This is a genomic window from Bacteroides stercoris ATCC 43183, assembly GCF_025147325.1.
Lineage (GTDB): Bacteria > Bacteroidota > Bacteroidia > Bacteroidales > Bacteroidaceae > Bacteroides > Bacteroides stercoris.
The window spans coordinates 3,351,020-3,368,224 of the sequence record NZ_CP102262.1 but is presented as its reverse complement, the minus strand read 5'-3'; the positions used below and the strand labels follow the sequence as shown (position 1 = coordinate 3,368,224).

The following is a 17,205-nucleotide window of genomic DNA, read 5'->3' as shown; positions in this document are numbered from 1 at the left end:
GAACTGATGATAAACGAAAACAAGATTCGACAAATATATAAATCCAACCGTGAACAGGGCTTTCAACTGTTGGTGGAATGTTTTCAGGAACCGATATATTATTATATACGGCGTTTGGTAGTGCTGCACGAAGATGCAGAGGATGTATTGCAGGAAGTCTTTATTCAGGTGTACAGGCATTGGGAGCAATTCCGTTGCGAGAGTTCACTGAGCACATGGATTTACCGGATTGCAACGAATGAAAGCCTCCGCTTGTTGAATAGCCGTAAAAGGCGGGAAACCGTTTCAACCGAAGATATTCAGGAAAACCTGATTTCCAGTTTGAAGGCTTCCGACTATGTGGACTATGAAAATGAGTTGGCCGTCAAGTTCCAGGAAGCCATATTGAGATTGCCGGAGAAGCAACGGTTGATATTCAATCTCCGCTACTATGATGAACTTGATTACGAGGAAATCGCCCACATTCTCGACGGTAAGGCAGATACGCTTAAGGTGAATTATCATTATGCGAAGGAAAAGATTAAAGAGTACATACTAAATAATTGAGATTATGAAAAAAGAGTTTGATTTTGATGATATAGGAAAAAAAACTCCCTATCGTGTGCCCGAAGGTTTCTTTGACGAAATGCAGCGTAATGTGCGGAAACATACGTATGGTAGCAAGCCGGCAGGGCATCGTTTGTGGATAACCGTTTCTGCGGGTATTGCCATAGCTGCGGCATTGGTCGGCTTTCTGTTTATGCCGTCTCTTTTCAGGGAAGGTGATAGAGGAGGGCAGATGCTGGATACCGGGAATTGTACGGCGGCGGCCCCTGCTGATAAATGGATTCGTGAAATGTCGGACGAGGAGCTGGAAGAGCTCGTCAGCTTCTCCGAAAGCGATATATTTTTAAATTAATAGTATTGTCTTAAAAAAAAGAAGAATTATGAAAGCAAAATTCATTTACGTATTTCTGACGTGCCTTATGATAGGCGGTCAGTTCAGTCTCTCTGCTCAAAACCAGGTGAATAAAGATAAAAGGCAACGTCACACACCGGAGCAGTTCATGGAACGCCAGACCAATCAGATGGTGAACACACTGATGTTGGATGATGCCGCAGCTGCCAGATTTGTACCGGTTTATCAGAACTATTTGAAGGAATTGCGCGAATGCAGAATGATGAACCGCAGGCAGCTCTCCTCCGGGCAGGGAACGGAGCAGAAAGGCATGAAGTCGCAACCTAAACCGGTGCTGACGGATGCCGAGGTGGAGCAGCAGATAAAAGGACGTTTTGCCCAAAGTCGTAAGATACTGGATGTGCGTGAGAAGTATTATGATGAATTCAGAAAAATACTTTCTCCCAAACAGATTATGAAGATTTACCGGACGGAACAGAACAATGCCAACAAGTTGAAAAAAGAATTTGACCGCAGAAAAAAGCAGGCTGTTGCGCAAGGAAAACATAAACACCCGGTACGTTCTGCACAGAAGTCTTAAGCTGCCGGAAAAACTGTGGTTTAATATAATAAGTGTGTCATAATATAAAAAGCTCCGTTCTTAGCTTTTGAATGTAGCGAAGAATCTCCTCTCTGTGTATGGCTTGACGGGGAGATTCTTTTTTATTATCAGCAATGCTGAGAGGGTAAAATAAATATAATCGGGTAGCCGGTTCAGAACTTCACAGGAGAGAAATTGTTGTAGGGGAATGCAGATAACAAAGAATACTCCATGCGTTTTTTTCAGAAAATAAAGAATTGGAAAACGGTTCGCGGCTGGCATATCTGGAAGTTGAAGTTGGTAGATGCGCGGCTTTATTTTGTCAGCATGATTGTGGGATTGCTGACAGGGCTTATTGCGGTCTGTTATCACTATCTGCTTTATTTCCTGCTACATATCCGCAGCGACTTTTTCGCATCCCGCCCTGCCTGGTACTGGCATATACTCCTGTTTTTGCTGTTTTGGGGGATTCTGATGTTTGTGTCCTTTCTGGTAGGCAGGATGCCTCTTATCAGTGGCGGCGGCATTCCGCAGACGCGCGGGGTAATCAACGGACGCATAACCTATAAACACCCGTTTGTGGAGCTGGTTTCCAAATTCGCTGGTGGAATTCTTTCTGTGGCTGCCGGATTGTCATTGGGGCGTGAGGGGCCTTCTGTACAGATAGGCTCCTATATCGGCAGTCTCGTGTCCCGATGGACGCATATTCTGCAGGGCGAGCGCAAGCAGTTGCTGGCAGCAGGAGCTGGGGCGGGGCTTGCGGCTGCTTTTGCTGCTCCATTGGCCTCTTCATTGATTGTTATCGAATCCATTGAACGTTTCGATGCTCCTAAGACAGCCATTACTACGTTGTTGGCGGGTGTAGTGGCAGGAGCGGTTGCCGGTTTGGTTTTTCCCGTGAACCCTTATCATCTGATTGAGGTGTCGGAACCTGTTTTGACTTTTCTTGTCCGGATGAAGTATTTCCTTTTGTTGGCTGTTATCATTTCCATTGCCGGCAAGATATACTCTGTGCTTATGATTTCGTTCAAGCGGGTATATTCTAAGGTCAAGTCTCCGGTATATATCAAGATGTTTTATTTGGTACTGGTTGCCTACATTATCTCGTTGATGCAGGTAAACCTGACCGGTGGCGGCGAGCAGTTTTTGCTGCAACAGGCGCAGAACGGCAGTACGGAAATAATGTGGGTGCTTGCCGTCATGCTGTTGCATTTCGGGTTTTCGGTGTGCTCCGTGTCTTCAGGCTTGCCGGGTGGTAACTTTATTCCCACTTTGGTGACGGGCGGACTGTTGGGGCAGCTTGTAGGACTGGTCGCTGTAAAGTACGGCATTATCGAGCCCCCAAATATCACTTATGTCATGCTGATATCCATGTCGGCATTTTTGGTGGCCATTGAGCGTACACCGCTTACGGCAATTGTGCTGATAACGGAGATAACCGGACACTTCGAAGTCTTTTATCCCTCGGTGGTGGTAGGCGGTTTGACGTATTATTTTACGGAGCTGCTCCAGATGAAGTCTTTCAACGTAATCTTATACGAGGATATGATTAACTCTCCCGATTTCCGTGAAGAAAACCGGTATACGCTGTCTGTGGAAGTCATGACCGGTTCTTACTTCGACGGCAAGGCAGTAAGCGAGCTTTCCTTGCCCGAACGCTGTGTTATCATCAATGTGCATAGGGATGGAAAAAACCTGGTCCCTGCGGAAACAAGTCTGATTCCGGGAGACCAGGTGCAGATTGAAATGGATTCGCAGGACATAGAGAAACTCTATGAACCGCTCGTCAGTATGGCAAATATCTATTAGACCAGATTGCCTATTTCATCCAGATTTCTCCGGATATCGTTGTCGGTCAGTTCATAGTTTTGCAAATCGCCGGCAAGGTACTTGTCGTACGATGCCATATCGATGAGGCCATGGCCGGACAGGTTGAACAGGATGACTTTCTCTTCGCCCGTTTCCTTGCATTTATTTGCTTCGCGTACAGTGGCTGCAATGGCGTGGCAGGACTCCGGTGCAGGGATGATTCCTTCTGCCTGTGCGAAAAGGCAGCCGGCTTCGAACGATTCGAGTTGTTTGATGTCCGTCGCTTCCATATAGCCGTCTTTCAGCAGTTGCGATACGATGACGCCGGCACCGTGATAGCGCAGACCGCCGGCGTGGATGTTGGCGGGAGCGAAATTATGTCCTAAGGTAAACATCGGCAGTAGCGGGGTATATCCGGCTTCATCGCCGAAGTCGTATTGGAATTTGCCGCGTGTCAGTTTCGGGCAGGATGCCGGTTCGGCGGCAATGAACCGTGTTTTTTTGCCTTCGAGGATGGTGTGGCGCATAAATGGGAATGCGATGCCTCCGAAGTTGGAACCGCCTCCGAAGCAGGCAATGACCATATCGGGATATTCGCCGGCCATTTGCATTTGTTTTTCGGCTTCCAGGCCGATTACAGTCTGGTGCAGAGTGACGTGGCTCAATACGGAACCGAGCGTATACTTACAGTTGGGCGTGGTTCGTGCCAGCTCGATGGCCTCGGAAATGGCCGTGCCCAGCGAACCCTGGTGGTTGGGGTGAGCGGTCAGAATATCTTTTCCGGCACGGGTGGACATGGAGGGAGAAGGAGTTACCTGCGCACCGAAGGTCTGCATGATACTGCGGCGGTAAGGCTTTTGCTCATAGCTGATTTTTACCTGGTATACGGCGGCTTCCAACCCGAAGAGGCGGGCGGCATAAGCCAGCGAAGCTCCCCATTGTCCGGCTCCGGTTTCGGTGGTGACGTTTGTCACACCCTCCTGCTTGCAATAGTAGGCCTGCGGTATGGCGGAGTTCAGTTTGTGAGACCCCATCGGGCTCACACTCTCGTTTTTGAAATAGATATGTGCCGGTGTACCCAGCGCTTTTTCCAGTCCGTAGGCACGCACCAGCGGAGTGCTTCGGTAGTATTTGTACATTTCGCGCACCTGTTCGGGTATTTCAATCCAGGCATCGGTCTGATTGAGTTCCTGGCGGCAGAGCTCTTCTGCAAAAACGGGATACAAATCTTCCGCTTTCAGCGGTTGCTTGGTGGCGGGGTTGAGTGGCGGCATGGGCTTGTTCACCATATCGGCCTGTATATTATACCAGTAATGTGGAATTTCTTCTTCCGGAAGGATGAATCTTTTTGTTTTGTTGCTCATAGTGGTTATTATAAATTAAAAGTGATTCTGTGTCCAAATGTAGCTATTATTTTTAAACCAATTTCTTTTTTCCATTGTTTTTTGTTTATAAGGGCAGATTTGTCTAAGTTTGCCATGTCTCATTAACCGATATATTTATGAAGCTCTATCATAAGTTCTTTTTGTACCAGAATAAATGGATTCATCCCTATATACGCGTGGCGTTGGGAGTAATGACAGCCTTGACGTACCTGGCGTCTATCCTGCTGATTGTCGGTCTGGTATACGAACACGGATTTACCATTTCGGCGGCAGAGGCTCACCAATTGCAGCGTCTGTACCATGGTGTGTGGATTGTTTTTCTGGTTGATATATCCTTACATATTCTGTTGGAGTATAAAGATACGAGGCAGACTTTCAGTATGCTGACCTGGATATTGACTTTTCTGCTTTATCTGACGCTGGTTCCGGTTATCTTTCATCGCCCGGAAGTGGAAGGCGCCGTGCAGGCAGTCTGGGATTTTCTGAACGGCAAGGCCTATCATCTTGTATTGCTGCTGGTGCTGTCTTTCCTGAATCTGTCGTATGGACTGGTACGGTTGCTGGGGCGACGGACAAACCCTTCGCTTATCCTGGCGGTCAGTTTCTTCATTATCATACTCATAGGGACAGGGTTGCTGATGCTTCCCCGTTCTACGGTGGCGGGCATCTCGTGGGTGGATTCGCTGTTTATTTCCACCAGTGCGGTGTGTGTGACGGGACTGACTTCGGTAGACGTGGCATCCACTTTCACGACAACGGGTTTTGTAATCATCATTCTGCTGATTCAGATTGGCGGTCTGGGGGTGATGACGCTGACAAGTTTCTTCGCGATGTTCTTCATGGGGAATACCTCTTTGTATAATCAGTTGGTGGTGCGCGATATGGTCAGTTCCAATTCTTTGAATTCCCTGTTGTCCACACTGGTGTATATCCTTGGCTTTACATTGGTGATAGAGGGGATAGGTACGTTTGCCATCTGGAGCGATATTCATGGTACAATGGGGATGGATGTGCACGAAGAGCTGGCGTTTTCGGCTTTTCATTCTATATCGGCATTCTGCAATGCTGGGTTTTCCACCTTGCCGGGCAATTTGGGCAATCCGTTGCTGATGAAGGGGCATAACCCGTTCTATATATACATTTCACTGCTGATTATTCTGGGCGGTATCGGTTTCCCCATATTGGTGAACTTCAAGGACATTATCCTTTATCATATACGCCGTTTCTGGCGATTTTTGCATACATGGGAGTGGGACGGCCGCCGTTTCTACCATCTTTATAACCTGAATACGCGTATTGTGCTGATTGTTACCTTCCTGCTCTTGGCGGTGGGCACGGCCGGTATCGCTTTTTTTGAGTGGAACGCGTCTTTTGCGGGGATGTCGGTTGCCGATAAGTGGACACAGGCGTTTTTCAATGCTGCCTGTCCCCGTACGGCGGGTTTTTCCAGTGTGGATTTAGCCGGCCTGGGGGTACAGACTTTATTGCTCTACCTTATTCTTATGTGGATTGGCGGCGGTTCGCAGTCCACCGCAGGCGGTATCAAAGTGAACGCTTTTGCGGTTGTGGTGCTGAATCTTGTGGCGGTATTGCGCGGCACGGAGCGGGTGGAGGTGTTCGGGCGTGAGTTGTCGCACGACTCTATCCGACGTTCCAATGCTACAGTGGTGATGTCGTTCGGAGTGCTGTTCGTGTCTGTCTTCATCATCAGTATCCTGGAGCCGGGACTATCCCTGCTTGCTATTACCTTTGAATGTGTTTCGGCCATCAGTACGGTCGGCTCCAGCCTGAATGCCACTCCCTTGCTGGGCAGCGACAGCAAGTTGCTGGTGGCGCTTTTAATGTTTGTCGGACGTGTGGGGCTTATAACACTGATGCTCGGCATCATCAAGCAGAAAAAACATACGAAGTACCAGTATCCGAGCGGACAGATTATCATTAACTAAGTGAGATTTGGAAACAGGTGTGTGAAATGCTAACATTGATTGATTATGAAATATATTATTATCGGTTTGGGTAATTACGGTCATGTGCTTGCCGAGGAGCTTTCGGCTTTGGGACATGAGGTGATAGGTGCGGACATCAGTGCCGGCCGTGTGGATAGTTTGAAGGACAAGGTGGCAACCGCCTTTGTGATTGATGCAACCGACGGGCAGGCTTTGTCCGTGCTTCCTTTGAATAGTGTCGATGTCGTTATTGTCGCTATCGGCGAGAATTTCGGCGCTTCCATCCGGGTGGTGGCGCTGTTGAAACAGAAAAAGGTGAAACGCATCTATGCAAGGGCTATCGACGGGGTGCACCGTTCGGTGCTGGAGGCTTTCGGCCTGGATCGTATCCTTACTCCTGAGGAGGATGCGGCCCGCGGACTGGTTCATCTGCTTGAGTTTGGTGCCGACATCGAAACGTTCCGGGTGGATTCCAATTACTACGTTGTGAATTTTACTGTGCCCGAAAAATTTATAGGCTACAATGTAAATGAACTGAAGCTTGACAGCGAGTTCGGGTTGAAACTGCTTGCTCTGAAGCGTGCCGAGACTTTGAAGAATTGCCTGGGCATCTCTTTCACCGAGCATGATGTAGTGAACGAACTGCCGGATGATGACCGGATACAGGCGGGCGACCGATTGGTATGTTACGGGCGCTACCGGGATTTCCAGAAGTTCTGGAAAGCGCTGTGACGGCAGGCGGAATTATTATTCTCTTTTTTTGTAGCTTTTATTGCTTATCCGGCAAAATAGCAGTATCTTTACTTCCTAATGCCAGATTGTTCCGCCATGGAGTAAATTCCATTCCGCCATGGTGGAACAGAACTTTCTCCGTGGTGGAACAAAATTTACCCCGTGGCGGAACGATTTAATTGAAGAAACGGCTTTCTCTCTTTGTCACCGTGAGAAAGGATGCTGAGTGTAGCAATGGTGAAAACTTAGCATCTTGAAAAGTATGAGTGCCTATTATGACCTTTTGGAGAAACCCGATATTCGCCGCACCGGTGAGCAACAACCCCTTTATGCCCATTTTGTGGCTAAGGGAACGATTGATAGAAAAGAGTTTATAGACCGTGTCCACTTGTTTACGGGTATCAGCCGCAGCGTGCTTGAAGGTGCGATGGCAGCGTTCATGGACGAACTGCGCGATTGCCTGGCCAACGGTTGGACGGTAGAATTGGGTGAGTTGGGCTATTTTACGCCCTCATTGAGTTGCCGGCGCCGTGCGATGGAGAAAGATGAGGTACGTGCCGCGTCAGTTGCCTTGCGCGGACTGAATTTCCGTCTGGGGAAGAAATTTCATGAAGATTTAAGCGGTAAGATGAGGCTTGAGCGCAGGCCGCAACCCGCCGTGCCGCTTTCCTCGGATAACCTTTCGTCTATGGAGCGCCGCTTTCAATTGCTGGACGAATATTTGCAGCGGAATCCTTGCATTAACCGTGCCCAGTATGCCCGTCTGACGGGACGTAGCTACAAGCAGGCCGTTAACGATTTGAATCAGTTTATCAGAGACGGAGTGTTGGTGAGATACGGAATGGGGAGAAATGTGGTGTATGCAGGAAAAAAGTGAAAAGTTTTTTATAGGTATATATATCTTTGTTTATCAATAGCTTATCTATTGTTGTTAATCCTCTTTATCATGACTGTAACTTACTGAAACGACAGTTAAAGCACCATGTCGCTTTGCGCCTGTTGTATCTTTGTATTGTGATCACAGAGAAGCAGGTTTTGCAAACTGACGAGCAAACAAAACCGAAAAACAAATTTATTAATCGTTTAAATTAAAAAAAGTTATGGCATTGAATTACGAAGTGAAAAAGAAAGTATTCGGTTTTGATCAGACAAAAACGGAAAAGTATGTAGCGCAACTGAAAACGCTTGGTATAATACAGTTTGGCGATTTGTGCGATGAAGTCACCAAGATAGGCATGGCTCCGCGTGGTGTGGTAAAGATGGTTCTGGATGGCTTGATAGACACATTGAACATTAACATTAACAAGGGGTTTTCCGTACAGTTGGGTGATTTCGGTTGTTTCCGACCGGGCATCAATGCAAAGAGTCAGGACAGGGAAGAGGATGTGAAGTCGGATACGGTTTATCGTCGGAAAATAATTTTTACGCCGGGACAGTACTTCAGGGAGATGCTGACACGTGCCAGCGTGACGAGAGCAAGTTGGGAAAAAACGGAAACTGTTTCGGGAGGCGGTTCTGCTCCGGGAACCGGCGGAAACGGGGAAGAAGAAAATCCGTTGGGATAACATTCTTTCAGTCTGCCTGGAACGGTAAGCGAAAGTAAAAGAGAGGGATATGGACTTTTTTCAGGAAAGGTTCATATCTTTTCTCCGATTGCTTGACTTCGCCTTTCGGATGTTGTATCTTTGTATCTCTAATAAAAAAACTTTGATGATAAATCTGCAAAAAAACTATGGAAAATGAAAATGACTTCCGTATCAGAACGTATACGAAAAGAGAGCTGGCATGCCTGTATTGCCCCAACACAACGGCACGGTGTGCTATCCGTACGCTGACGCGCTGGATTAAACGTAACAGCGAATTGTATGCGGAATTGCTGCTTACGGGATACCACGCAAGGGTGCGGACATTTATGCCGAGGCAAGTGGGAATAATCGTCCGTTACCTGAACGAACCTTGATTGAAGGCAGATTCTTAGGATATACGGATATGCTTGACGGTAATGAGAGGGGGCAGAATGTACCTGATGTTTTTCTTTTGGTATGCTCCCTTGCTGTTTTTAATGGCTTTCATTTGTATTTTTCCCGCTCTTTTTGTTCCTTTGCCCTTGTCAATAAAAAAAAAGAATCAATGAAGACTCTTGTTTATATAGTGACTTGTGCGGTGATGTTGTCGGTTATTTCCTGCACATCGCGGAATAAAGGCGGAGACGATGTACAGGTTTTGATGAAAGACAGCACAGTGATATCTGCTCCACAGCGTATGCAGGTTTCCGATACGAAAGTGACCATTACCTACAAAGGCAGGGAGTACCGCTCGTCTGTTGTCCGCCGCCCGGACGAGAGTCTGCCTGTTGTGACGGATGAGCAGGGAGAGAGGTTTATCGACAACAGCATTGCGCTGCGCATCACTTGTGGCGGAAAACAGATTGTGGACAAGGTGTTTACGAAGGAAAGTTTCGCCTCACTGGTCGATGCCCGCTTTCTGAAATATGCCATTCTGGAAGGACTGGTCTATGATAAGACAACGCCTCAGGGCATTATCTATGCCGCCAGCATCTGCTATCCGCAATCCGACCTTTATGTACCTCTCCGGCTGACGGTTTCCGCGGATGGCAAAATCTCCATGGCGAAAGAGGAACTGCTGGAAGAGGTGTATGGGGAAGATGCCGTTTCCAATTGATATACGGGTAATTCCAGAATGATTCCAGATTTGTGAGTTTTTTTTGCCGACATGAAAATCCTGATTGTAGAAGATGAGCAAGATTTGCGGGAAACAATCCGCACTTCGCTCCTGAAAGAGAAATTTGTCGTAGAAACGGCTGCCGATTATTTTTCGGCTCTGGACAAGATAAACGACTATGATTACGACTGTATCCTATTGGACATTATGCTGCCGGGAGGAAGCGGTCTGGATTTGTTGCGCGAGCTGAAGCACTTGCGCCGTACGGACAGTGTGCTCATCATCTCCGCCAAGGATTCGCTGGACGATAAAGTGGACGGTCTGGAACTGGGGGCGGATGATTATCTGACGAAGCCTTTCCATCTGGCAGAACTGAATGCACGCATAAAATCTTTAATACGCCGCCGTCAGGCACAAGGCGATATGTCTGTCACCGTGGGCAATTTGTTGCTCTATCCGGACAAACGGCAGGCGGAAGTAGGCGGTGCTCCTTTGCAACTGAACCGTAAGGAATTCGACCTGCTGTATTACTTTGTGGTGAACGCCAACCGGGTTATCAATAAAATGAGCCTTGCCGAGTCGGTGTGGGGTGATAATATTGACCAGGCAGATTCGTTGGATTTCATATATTCGCAGGTGAAGAACCTGCGCAAGAAGCTGAAGCAGGCCAATGCCTCTGTGGAGCTGAAAGCTGTTTATGGCTTTGGCTATAAATTGTCCGAATTATGAAACTGGTATATTATACATATCGTAAAATCTCCTTATTGCTATTTGTCCTGATGGCTGTATGGGGGGTATTGTTTTATTATGCCATTATTGATGAGGTTGTTGATGAAACGGACGATACGCTGGAAAATTATGCCGAAATATTAATAGAACACGTACTTCACGATTCTTCCCTTCTTGAAACGGAGGGCTCATTGATGTCTTTTTATAAATTCCGTCCCATCTCTGAACAGGAGGGAAATCATTATCAGGAAGTTTTTTATGACTCTACCGTGTATATCGAACTTGAGGACGAGAACGAACCGGTACGCGTGATGCGTACGGCATTCCGCATGCCCGACGGACAGTTTTACGAGCTTACTCTGATGATTTCCATTTTGGAACGGGACGATATGGTGGAGGCAATGCTCTGGTATTTGGGGGCTTTGTTCCTGCTGTTGCTGATTTGTACATCGGTGGGCATTCAAGTGATATTGAAAGGGGTATTCCGCCCGTTGCATAAGTTACTGGACTGGTTGCACGGCATCCAGCCCGGCAAAGAAGTTCCGGCATTGGAGAACCCTACGAAGATACGTGAATTCCGTCAGTTGAGCGAGGCTGCGGTGGATATGGGCAACCGCAGTTACAAGGCTTATGAAGAGCAGAAGCAGTTTATAGAAAACGCATCGCATGAGTTGCAGACACCGCTTGCCATCGTGCGCGGTAAAGTGGAACTGCTGGCTGAAAGCGACAGCCTGACCGAACAGCAGATGAAGGAACTGGATGAAATCTATTCAACGTTGGGACGTGCGGTGAAACTGAATAAGTCCTTGCTGCTGCTTTCCCGTATAGAGAACGGGCAGTACACGGAGTCGGAGGATGTATCGGTGGACGAGATACTGGAAAACCTTCTGCCTGATTTGATGGATATATACGAACATAAGCAGGTGCGCTTGCTGCGTAAGCAGGGGGAACAGCCTTTTATTATCCGCTGTAATCATTCGTTGGCACAGATTCTGGTTTCCAATCTGGTTAAGAATGCATTGCTTCATAATGCGGATGGGGGAGAGTTGCAGATACTCACTACTCCGGATTCGCTGGTAATAAAGAATACAGGTGATACTCCTTTGGACGGTGAGAAGTTGTTCCGCCGTTTCTACCATAGTATTGACGGAAAGAAAGATTCCACCGGACTGGGACTCGCCATAGCCCGTTCCATAGCCCGGATTTCTTTTTTGAGGCTTACTTACGAATGGCAGGATGGAATGCATTGCTTTCTACTTGTTAAAGAAAATAAAAATAACCGTTAACACTGATTATTCCCAAATCTTTCCTATTTCTCTGTCGTTATTTGCAGTGTGAATGATATGAAACAAATCAGTAACATTAAAAAATAACGATTATGAAGAAAGTATTATCTATCCTTGTGTTGGCTCTTGTAGCCGTTCAGTTGGCATTTGCCGGTGATGTCATTACGCGCGATGCCAAGCAGTTGCCTTTGACAGCCCGTAACTTCATCAACCGGTATTTCACCGATCCGCAAATCTCGCATATCAAGATTGAAACCGGAATACTGGGCTCGAAAAGTTATGAGGTGCTGTTGACCGACCGTACGGAGATTGATTTTGACAGCAACGGAAACTGGACTGATGTGGATTGCAAGAAGGCTGCTGTGCCCGAAGCTCTGATTCCGGTATCTGTGAAAGAGTATGTAAAGACGAACTTCCCGCAGGAGGTCATCACCAAGATTGAACGCAGACGCAGCGGGGTGGAAGTTGAACTTGCCAATGACTATTCCTTGAAATTCAACAGCAAAGGAAAATTTGTAGGCATGGACGATTGATTGTAATAATGCAGAATGTATAACTTTAATTTTTTTTGCCAAGAAGATGAAAACAAAAATTCAAGTATTAGCGATGATGTTCATTGCGGCAATGGCTTTCGGTGCGTGCGATGATGATGACAAAAACGATAATATAAAAGTTCCCGATGCCGTGTCGAAAGCCCTTAAGGACAAATATCCTGCTGCCATGGATATTGAATGGGAACGGAAAGGTGATTATTTCGTAGCCGACTGTTGGATGGACGGCAGGGAAATGGATGTGTGGTATGATGTTCAGGCAACCTGGAAATTGACGGAGACGGATATTCTTTGGGAAGGTTTGCCGCCTACGGTACAGACCGCTTTCGAAGGCGGAGAATATGCGCAGTGGAAACGGGAAGATATTGATATGCTTGAATATCCCGTACAGCCTGTCCAGTATGTTATCGAAGTGGAGAGAGGTAATGAGGAGTATCAGTTGTTCTATGCCGGAGATGGTAATTTATTGCAGAAACGTGATGTAAGTGGCAATAAGGACGATACGCACTGGCCGATAGATGAGCTGAAGACCGGGCGTTAATCTTGTTTGATTGAGGTATAACCGGAACAAAATGAAGAATCTCTTCTCCTTACATATTAAGAGAAGAGATTCTTCATTTTGTTTTGAGTAAGTTGGACGTGCTTTTGTCTCTGACTGCTACATCGGTTTATAATCTTTAGCCAGTCCGCCTTCACTTGTTTCCTTATAAAGTGACGGAAGGTCGTTTCCGGTTTCTTTCATAACTGCTACTACTTTGTCGAAAGATACCCGGTGCATACCATCGGTGAAAGAGGAGTAAAGGTTGGCATCCAAGGCGCGTGCGGCGGCATAGGCATTCCGTTCTATACAAGGAATCTGCACCAGTCCGCATACCGGGTCGCAGGTCATTCCCAGATGATGTTCCAAACCCATTTCCGCAGCATATTCTATTTGTGCGGGGCTGCCGCCAAAAAGTTGGTTGGCGGCTGCCGAGGCCATTGCACAGGCTACGCCGACTTCTCCCTGGCAGCCTACTTCCGCGCCTGAAATGGAAGCGTTGGTCTTTACTATATTTCCTACCAACCCGGCTGTGGCAAGGGCGCGCAAGATACGCGTATCACTGAAATCACGACTTTTGGAAAGGTGGTAGAGTACGGCAGGCATCACTCCGCACGAGCCGCACGTAGGAGCAGTGACGATGACGCCGCCCGAAGCATTTTCTTCACTTACCGCCAATGCATAGGCAAATACCAGTCCGCGCGATTGCAGGGATTGTTTGTATCCGCTGGCACGTATATAGTAAGTGGAAGCTTTACGGCGTAGGTTCAACGGACCGGGCAATACGCCTTCCTGTTCCAATCCCCGTTTCACGGCATCCTGCATGGTTTTCCATACTTCTTGCAGGTAATCCCATAGATCGCTGTCTTCACATTCCTTGACGTATTCCCAATAGCTCTTTCCTGTACGTTCGCACCATTGCATGATTTCCGTCATGCTGCTCATGGAATACACATCGGGTGTATTGACCGAGGATGCTCCGTCATTCTCTTCTGCCAAAGCGCCGCCGCCGATACTGAACACTGTCCATCGGTCGGTCTCTTTTCCTGCTTTGTCAACGGAGACAAACTTCATTCCGTTAGGGTGGAAGGGGAGAAAAATCTTTGGCTCCCAGATAATCTCTACCGGTGCTATCGGCTGCAGCACTTCGGTAATGGCAATGTTGGTCATGTGACCCTTGCCTGTTGCCGCCAGACTGCCGTATAATGTTACTTTGAACGATGCAGCTTCCGGATGTCTTTCCAGAAATATCTCGGCTGCCTTGCGAGGTCCCATGGTATGGCTGCTTGAAGGACCGGTGCCGATGCGATATAGTTCTTTGATTGATTTCATCTTGCTAATGGGTTATTGGATTATTTGTTTATCAGGATTGTTAATATTGTAACTTTGCAGTTTTCTGTTGCTCGATTTTTAAATTTCAATTAACTTAAGTCTACAACCGTAATCCCCGCTCCGCCAAATTGAATGTGCTCATCGGCAAAATGGCTTACACCGGGCACGGTTTGCAGATATTGGCGGATAAGCGTGCGCAGGATGCCCGTACCGGTTCCGTGTAGGATGCGTACGCGTGACATTCCTACCAATATGGCATCGTCTATGAAATAGGTCACAGCCTGTAGGGCTTCGTCTCCACGCATGCCGCGTACATCTATATCTTGCTTGAAGTTCAGCTTTTTTTCGTACATGCTGTCTTGTGTCTGAGAACTGATATAGGTACTCTTGGTAGAGACATCCGCTTGCTTAGGCTGCGCATTTGTCCGTTCCAGCCTATCCAGCTTGACTGTGGTTTTGATACTTCCGAACGCAACGATGGCTTTCTTGCCGTTTATCTCCAATACTTCGCCAACTGAGGTCTGTCCTTTTATCTTGACATAGCTTCCGGGTACGATTGCTGCCAGACGTTCGGCTTCTTTCTTTGCCTGTTGCTCTGCCAACGCTTGTGCAGACAATGTATTTTCCTGATTCTTGTTGGCTTTCTTCTCCTTTTTCCGGTTTTGTTTTTCTTTCAGTTTTTCTATTTTGCGGGCAATTTTTTCTTCCTGCTCCTTAGCGGTGAGGGTGTCCAGCGATTCGCGGAAATCATTTAATTCCTGCCGTATCTGGCGTGTCTTTTCCTTTTCGGCCTGCGCTTCTTTAATGGCGCGGATGGTGTTTTCTATGCGGGCATTAGCTTCCTGCATCAGTTGTTCCGCCTCCTCTTTGGCTTTCTGCAGAATCTCCTTGCGCGACTTCTGCAACTCTTCTATCTCTGTCTGATAACGGGCAATGGTTTCCTCCATATGCTTTTCGCGTTGCCGGATAGTCTGACGTTTGCTTTCCCAATAACGTTTGTCGCGTACAATATCTTGCAGGTACTTGTCGGCATTGATGTATTCACTGCCTACAATTTCCGAAGCATCGGAGATTACATCTTCCGGCAATCCGATTTTACGGGCAATCTCTACGGCAAATGAACTGCCCGGATTACCTATCTGGAGCTGAAAAAGGGCCTGCATCAAATGGCGGTCGTATAACATGGCTCCGTTTACCACCCCATCATGGTCTTCGGCAAAATGCTTCAGATTCTGGTAGTGTGTAGTAATAACGCCGAACGTCTGCTTTTGGTTGAAACGTTTCAACACTGCTTCGGCTATCGCTCCGCCAATCTGGGGTTCCGTACCGCCACCGAACTCGTCGATAAGGATGAGACTGCGTTCGTTGCAGTTTTTCATCATTATCTTCATATTGGTCAGGTGCGAGGAGTAGGTGCTGAGGTCATCTTCGATAGACTGCTCGTCGCCGATGTCAATGAATATATTGCTGAATATGCCGGCATGGCTACGTTCGTGCATCGGGATGAGCAGACCGCATTGCAACATGTATTGCAGCAACCCTACGGTTTTCAGGCAGACAGACTTTCCGCCGGCGTTGGGACCGGAGATGATGAGAATACGTTGTTTTTCGTCCAGCTCTATATCCAGCGGTATAACTTTTTTCCCATGTTTGGCAAGAGAGAGTTGCAACAGCGGATGTACCGCCATTGTCCAGTCTATAACCTGCTTGTTTTCAAAAGCCGGTTTCAGTCCGGTGATTTGCTCGGAAAACAAGGCCTTGGCACGTATGAAATCTATTTCGGCAAGAAATTCATATGACAGTAAAACATCGGGAATGGATGGGCGTAACAAATTGGAAAATTCCATAAGGATGCGGATAATCTCCCGCCGTTCGTCCCCTTCGAGTTCGCGGATGCGATTGTTGGCTTCCACTACTTCGGCGGGTTCGATGAATACGGTTTTACCACTGGCGGATTCGTCATGTACGATGCCTTTTATTTTTCGTTTCAAGGCTGGAGCTACAGGAATCACCAGTCGCCCGTCGCGCATTGTGGGGGTTACGTCCTTGTCTACAACACCTTCCGATTGGGCATTGCGCAGGATGCTGTTCAATGAGCGTGAGATACTTCCCATTGTACTTGCCAGTTCGCGGCGGATGCGTGCCAGTTCTGCCGAGGCGTTATCTTTTATTTTTCCGTAGGGAGAAAGAATGCCGTTTATTTTTCCGATAAGTTGCGGGAATACCGTTATGTCTCCTGCCAATCGCTTCAGACAAGGATAAGGAGATGTGGTTTCCTCTTCTTCATTTTCGCTTTTTTGCAAAAAGCGTACAATGTCGCGTATCGTTTCTAAAGAGCGGCGCAGGTCGAAAAGCTCCTGCTCGTCCAAATACATGCCTTCCACCCGTATCCGTTTCAGGGACGGACGTACATCAAAAAAATATTGTGCCGGAAAATTATCTTCTTCTTGAAGTATACGTACGAATTCTGTAACCTGATCCAGGCGTTCTTCTACTTCATTAAAGCGGTCGGAGAACACCATATCTGTCACTCGCTCTTCGCCAAGCGTACTGAGACATTTTTCTTTTAGCAGTTGGCGTATTTGGTCGAAGCCTATCTTCTGTTCAAAGTTCTGTGGGTATATCATGGGTACAAAAGTACAATTATTTCGTGAAAAAACGGGAAAGATGTTTGCAGATTTAAAAATGATTTGTACCTTTGCACCGCTTTAAGAGAGAAGCACTTCTTGAAAAAGAA

17 protein-coding genes are annotated in these 17,205 nt (G+C 47.3%); 14 read left to right on the top strand and 3 right to left on the bottom strand.

Going from position 1 to position 17,205, the window contains the following annotated elements; translation table 11 throughout:
- Nucleotides 1-6: 6 nt before the first annotated feature.
- The 4 genes from NQ565_RS14085 to NQ565_RS14070 all read left to right on the top strand — a co-directional run bounded on the left by NQ565_RS14085 (nucleotide 7) and on the right by NQ565_RS14070 (nucleotide 3,287).
- A complete protein-coding gene (locus tag NQ565_RS14085) occupies nucleotides 7-546 on the top strand; it encodes an RNA polymerase sigma factor (protein WP_005651975.1) in 540 nt (179 codons plus the stop codon).
- 4 nt (nucleotides 547-550) lie between these two features.
- Nucleotides 551-898: a hypothetical protein gene (locus NQ565_RS14080; protein WP_005651973.1), complete on the top strand. Its 348-nt coding sequence runs from the start codon at nucleotides 551-553 to the stop codon at nucleotides 896-898.
- A gap of 28 nt (nucleotides 899-926) precedes the next feature.
- Nucleotides 927-1,478, top strand: coding sequence for a hypothetical protein (locus NQ565_RS14075; protein ID WP_005651969.1), 552 nt, complete (start codon nucleotides 927-929; stop codon nucleotides 1,476-1,478).
- A gap of 231 nt (nucleotides 1,479-1,709) precedes the next feature.
- Complete coding sequence (locus NQ565_RS14070; RefSeq protein WP_005651967.1) at nucleotides 1,710-3,287, top strand: chloride channel protein; 1,578 nt, start codon at nucleotides 1,710-1,712, stop codon at nucleotides 3,285-3,287.
- On the opposite strand, the gene NQ565_RS14065 is transcribed toward NQ565_RS14070, so the two are convergent.
- On the bottom strand, nucleotides 3,284-4,651 hold the full coding sequence (locus NQ565_RS14065) for a TrpB-like pyridoxal phosphate-dependent enzyme (protein ID WP_005651964.1): 1,368 nt from the start codon (nucleotides 4,649-4,651) through the stop codon (nucleotides 3,284-3,286). The genes NQ565_RS14070 and NQ565_RS14065 overlap by 4 nt on opposite strands.
- 137 nt (nucleotides 4,652-4,788) lie before the next feature.
- Here NQ565_RS14065 and NQ565_RS14060 point away from each other — a divergent pair, with 137 nt between their 5' ends.
- The 10 genes from NQ565_RS14060 (at nucleotide 4,789) to NQ565_RS14015 (ending at nucleotide 13,139) form a co-directional block, all read left to right on the top strand.
- Nucleotides 4,789-6,618, top strand: coding sequence for a TrkH family potassium uptake protein (locus NQ565_RS14060; RefSeq protein ID WP_005651962.1), 1,830 nt, complete (start codon nucleotides 4,789-4,791; stop codon nucleotides 6,616-6,618).
- Between the two features lie 45 nt (nucleotides 6,619-6,663).
- Nucleotides 6,664-7,350, top strand: coding sequence for a potassium channel family protein (locus NQ565_RS14055; RefSeq protein WP_005651961.1), 687 nt, complete (start codon nucleotides 6,664-6,666; stop codon nucleotides 7,348-7,350).
- Between the two features lie 262 nt (nucleotides 7,351-7,612).
- Nucleotides 7,613-8,227, top strand: a complete 615-nt coding sequence (locus NQ565_RS14050; RefSeq protein ID WP_005651957.1) for an HU family DNA-binding protein — start codon at nucleotides 7,613-7,615, stop codon at nucleotides 8,225-8,227.
- A gap of 223 nt (nucleotides 8,228-8,450) precedes the next feature.
- A complete protein-coding gene (locus tag NQ565_RS14045; protein WP_005651955.1) occupies nucleotides 8,451-8,915 on the top strand; it encodes an HU family DNA-binding protein in 465 nt (154 codons plus the stop codon).
- Nucleotides 8,916-9,082: 167 nt separating this feature from the next.
- Nucleotides 9,083-9,310, top strand: coding sequence for a DUF4248 domain-containing protein (locus tag NQ565_RS14040; RefSeq protein ID WP_005651951.1), 228 nt, complete (start codon nucleotides 9,083-9,085; stop codon nucleotides 9,308-9,310).
- A 170-nt stretch (nucleotides 9,311-9,480) separates the two neighbouring features.
- Nucleotides 9,481-10,032, top strand: coding sequence for a DUF4738 domain-containing protein (locus NQ565_RS14035; RefSeq protein ID WP_016662253.1), 552 nt, complete (start codon nucleotides 9,481-9,483; stop codon nucleotides 10,030-10,032).
- Between the two features lie 51 nt (nucleotides 10,033-10,083).
- Entirely contained in the window at nucleotides 10,084-10,761 is a 678-nt protein-coding gene (locus tag NQ565_RS14030) for a response regulator transcription factor (protein ID WP_005651948.1), read from the top strand.
- Nucleotides 10,758-12,047, top strand: coding sequence for a sensor histidine kinase (locus NQ565_RS14025; RefSeq protein WP_005651946.1), 1,290 nt, complete (start codon nucleotides 10,758-10,760; stop codon nucleotides 12,045-12,047). The genes NQ565_RS14030 and NQ565_RS14025 overlap by 4 nt, the downstream gene beginning before the upstream one ends.
- Before the next feature lie 92 nt (nucleotides 12,048-12,139).
- Nucleotides 12,140-12,580, top strand: a complete 441-nt coding sequence (locus tag NQ565_RS14020; protein ID WP_005651944.1) for a PepSY-like domain-containing protein — start codon at nucleotides 12,140-12,142, stop codon at nucleotides 12,578-12,580.
- A gap of 46 nt (nucleotides 12,581-12,626) precedes the next feature.
- Nucleotides 12,627-13,139: a PepSY-like domain-containing protein gene (locus NQ565_RS14015; RefSeq protein ID WP_005651942.1), complete on the top strand. Its 513-nt coding sequence runs from the start codon at nucleotides 12,627-12,629 to the stop codon at nucleotides 13,137-13,139.
- A 117-nt stretch (nucleotides 13,140-13,256) separates the two neighbouring features.
- On the opposite strand, the gene NQ565_RS14010 is transcribed toward NQ565_RS14015, so the two are convergent.
- Together NQ565_RS14010 and NQ565_RS14005 are read right to left on the bottom strand one after the other, a co-directional pair.
- Nucleotides 13,257-14,468 (bottom strand): L-serine ammonia-lyase, encoded by a 1,212-nt coding sequence (locus NQ565_RS14010; RefSeq protein ID WP_005651940.1) that lies wholly within the window; start codon nucleotides 14,466-14,468, stop codon nucleotides 13,257-13,259.
- Nucleotides 14,469-14,557: 89 nt separating this feature from the next.
- Nucleotides 14,558-17,095 (bottom strand): endonuclease MutS2, encoded by a 2,538-nt coding sequence (locus NQ565_RS14005; protein ID WP_005651938.1) that lies wholly within the window; start codon nucleotides 17,093-17,095, stop codon nucleotides 14,558-14,560.
- Between the last annotated feature and the right edge of the window lie 110 nt (nucleotides 17,096-17,205).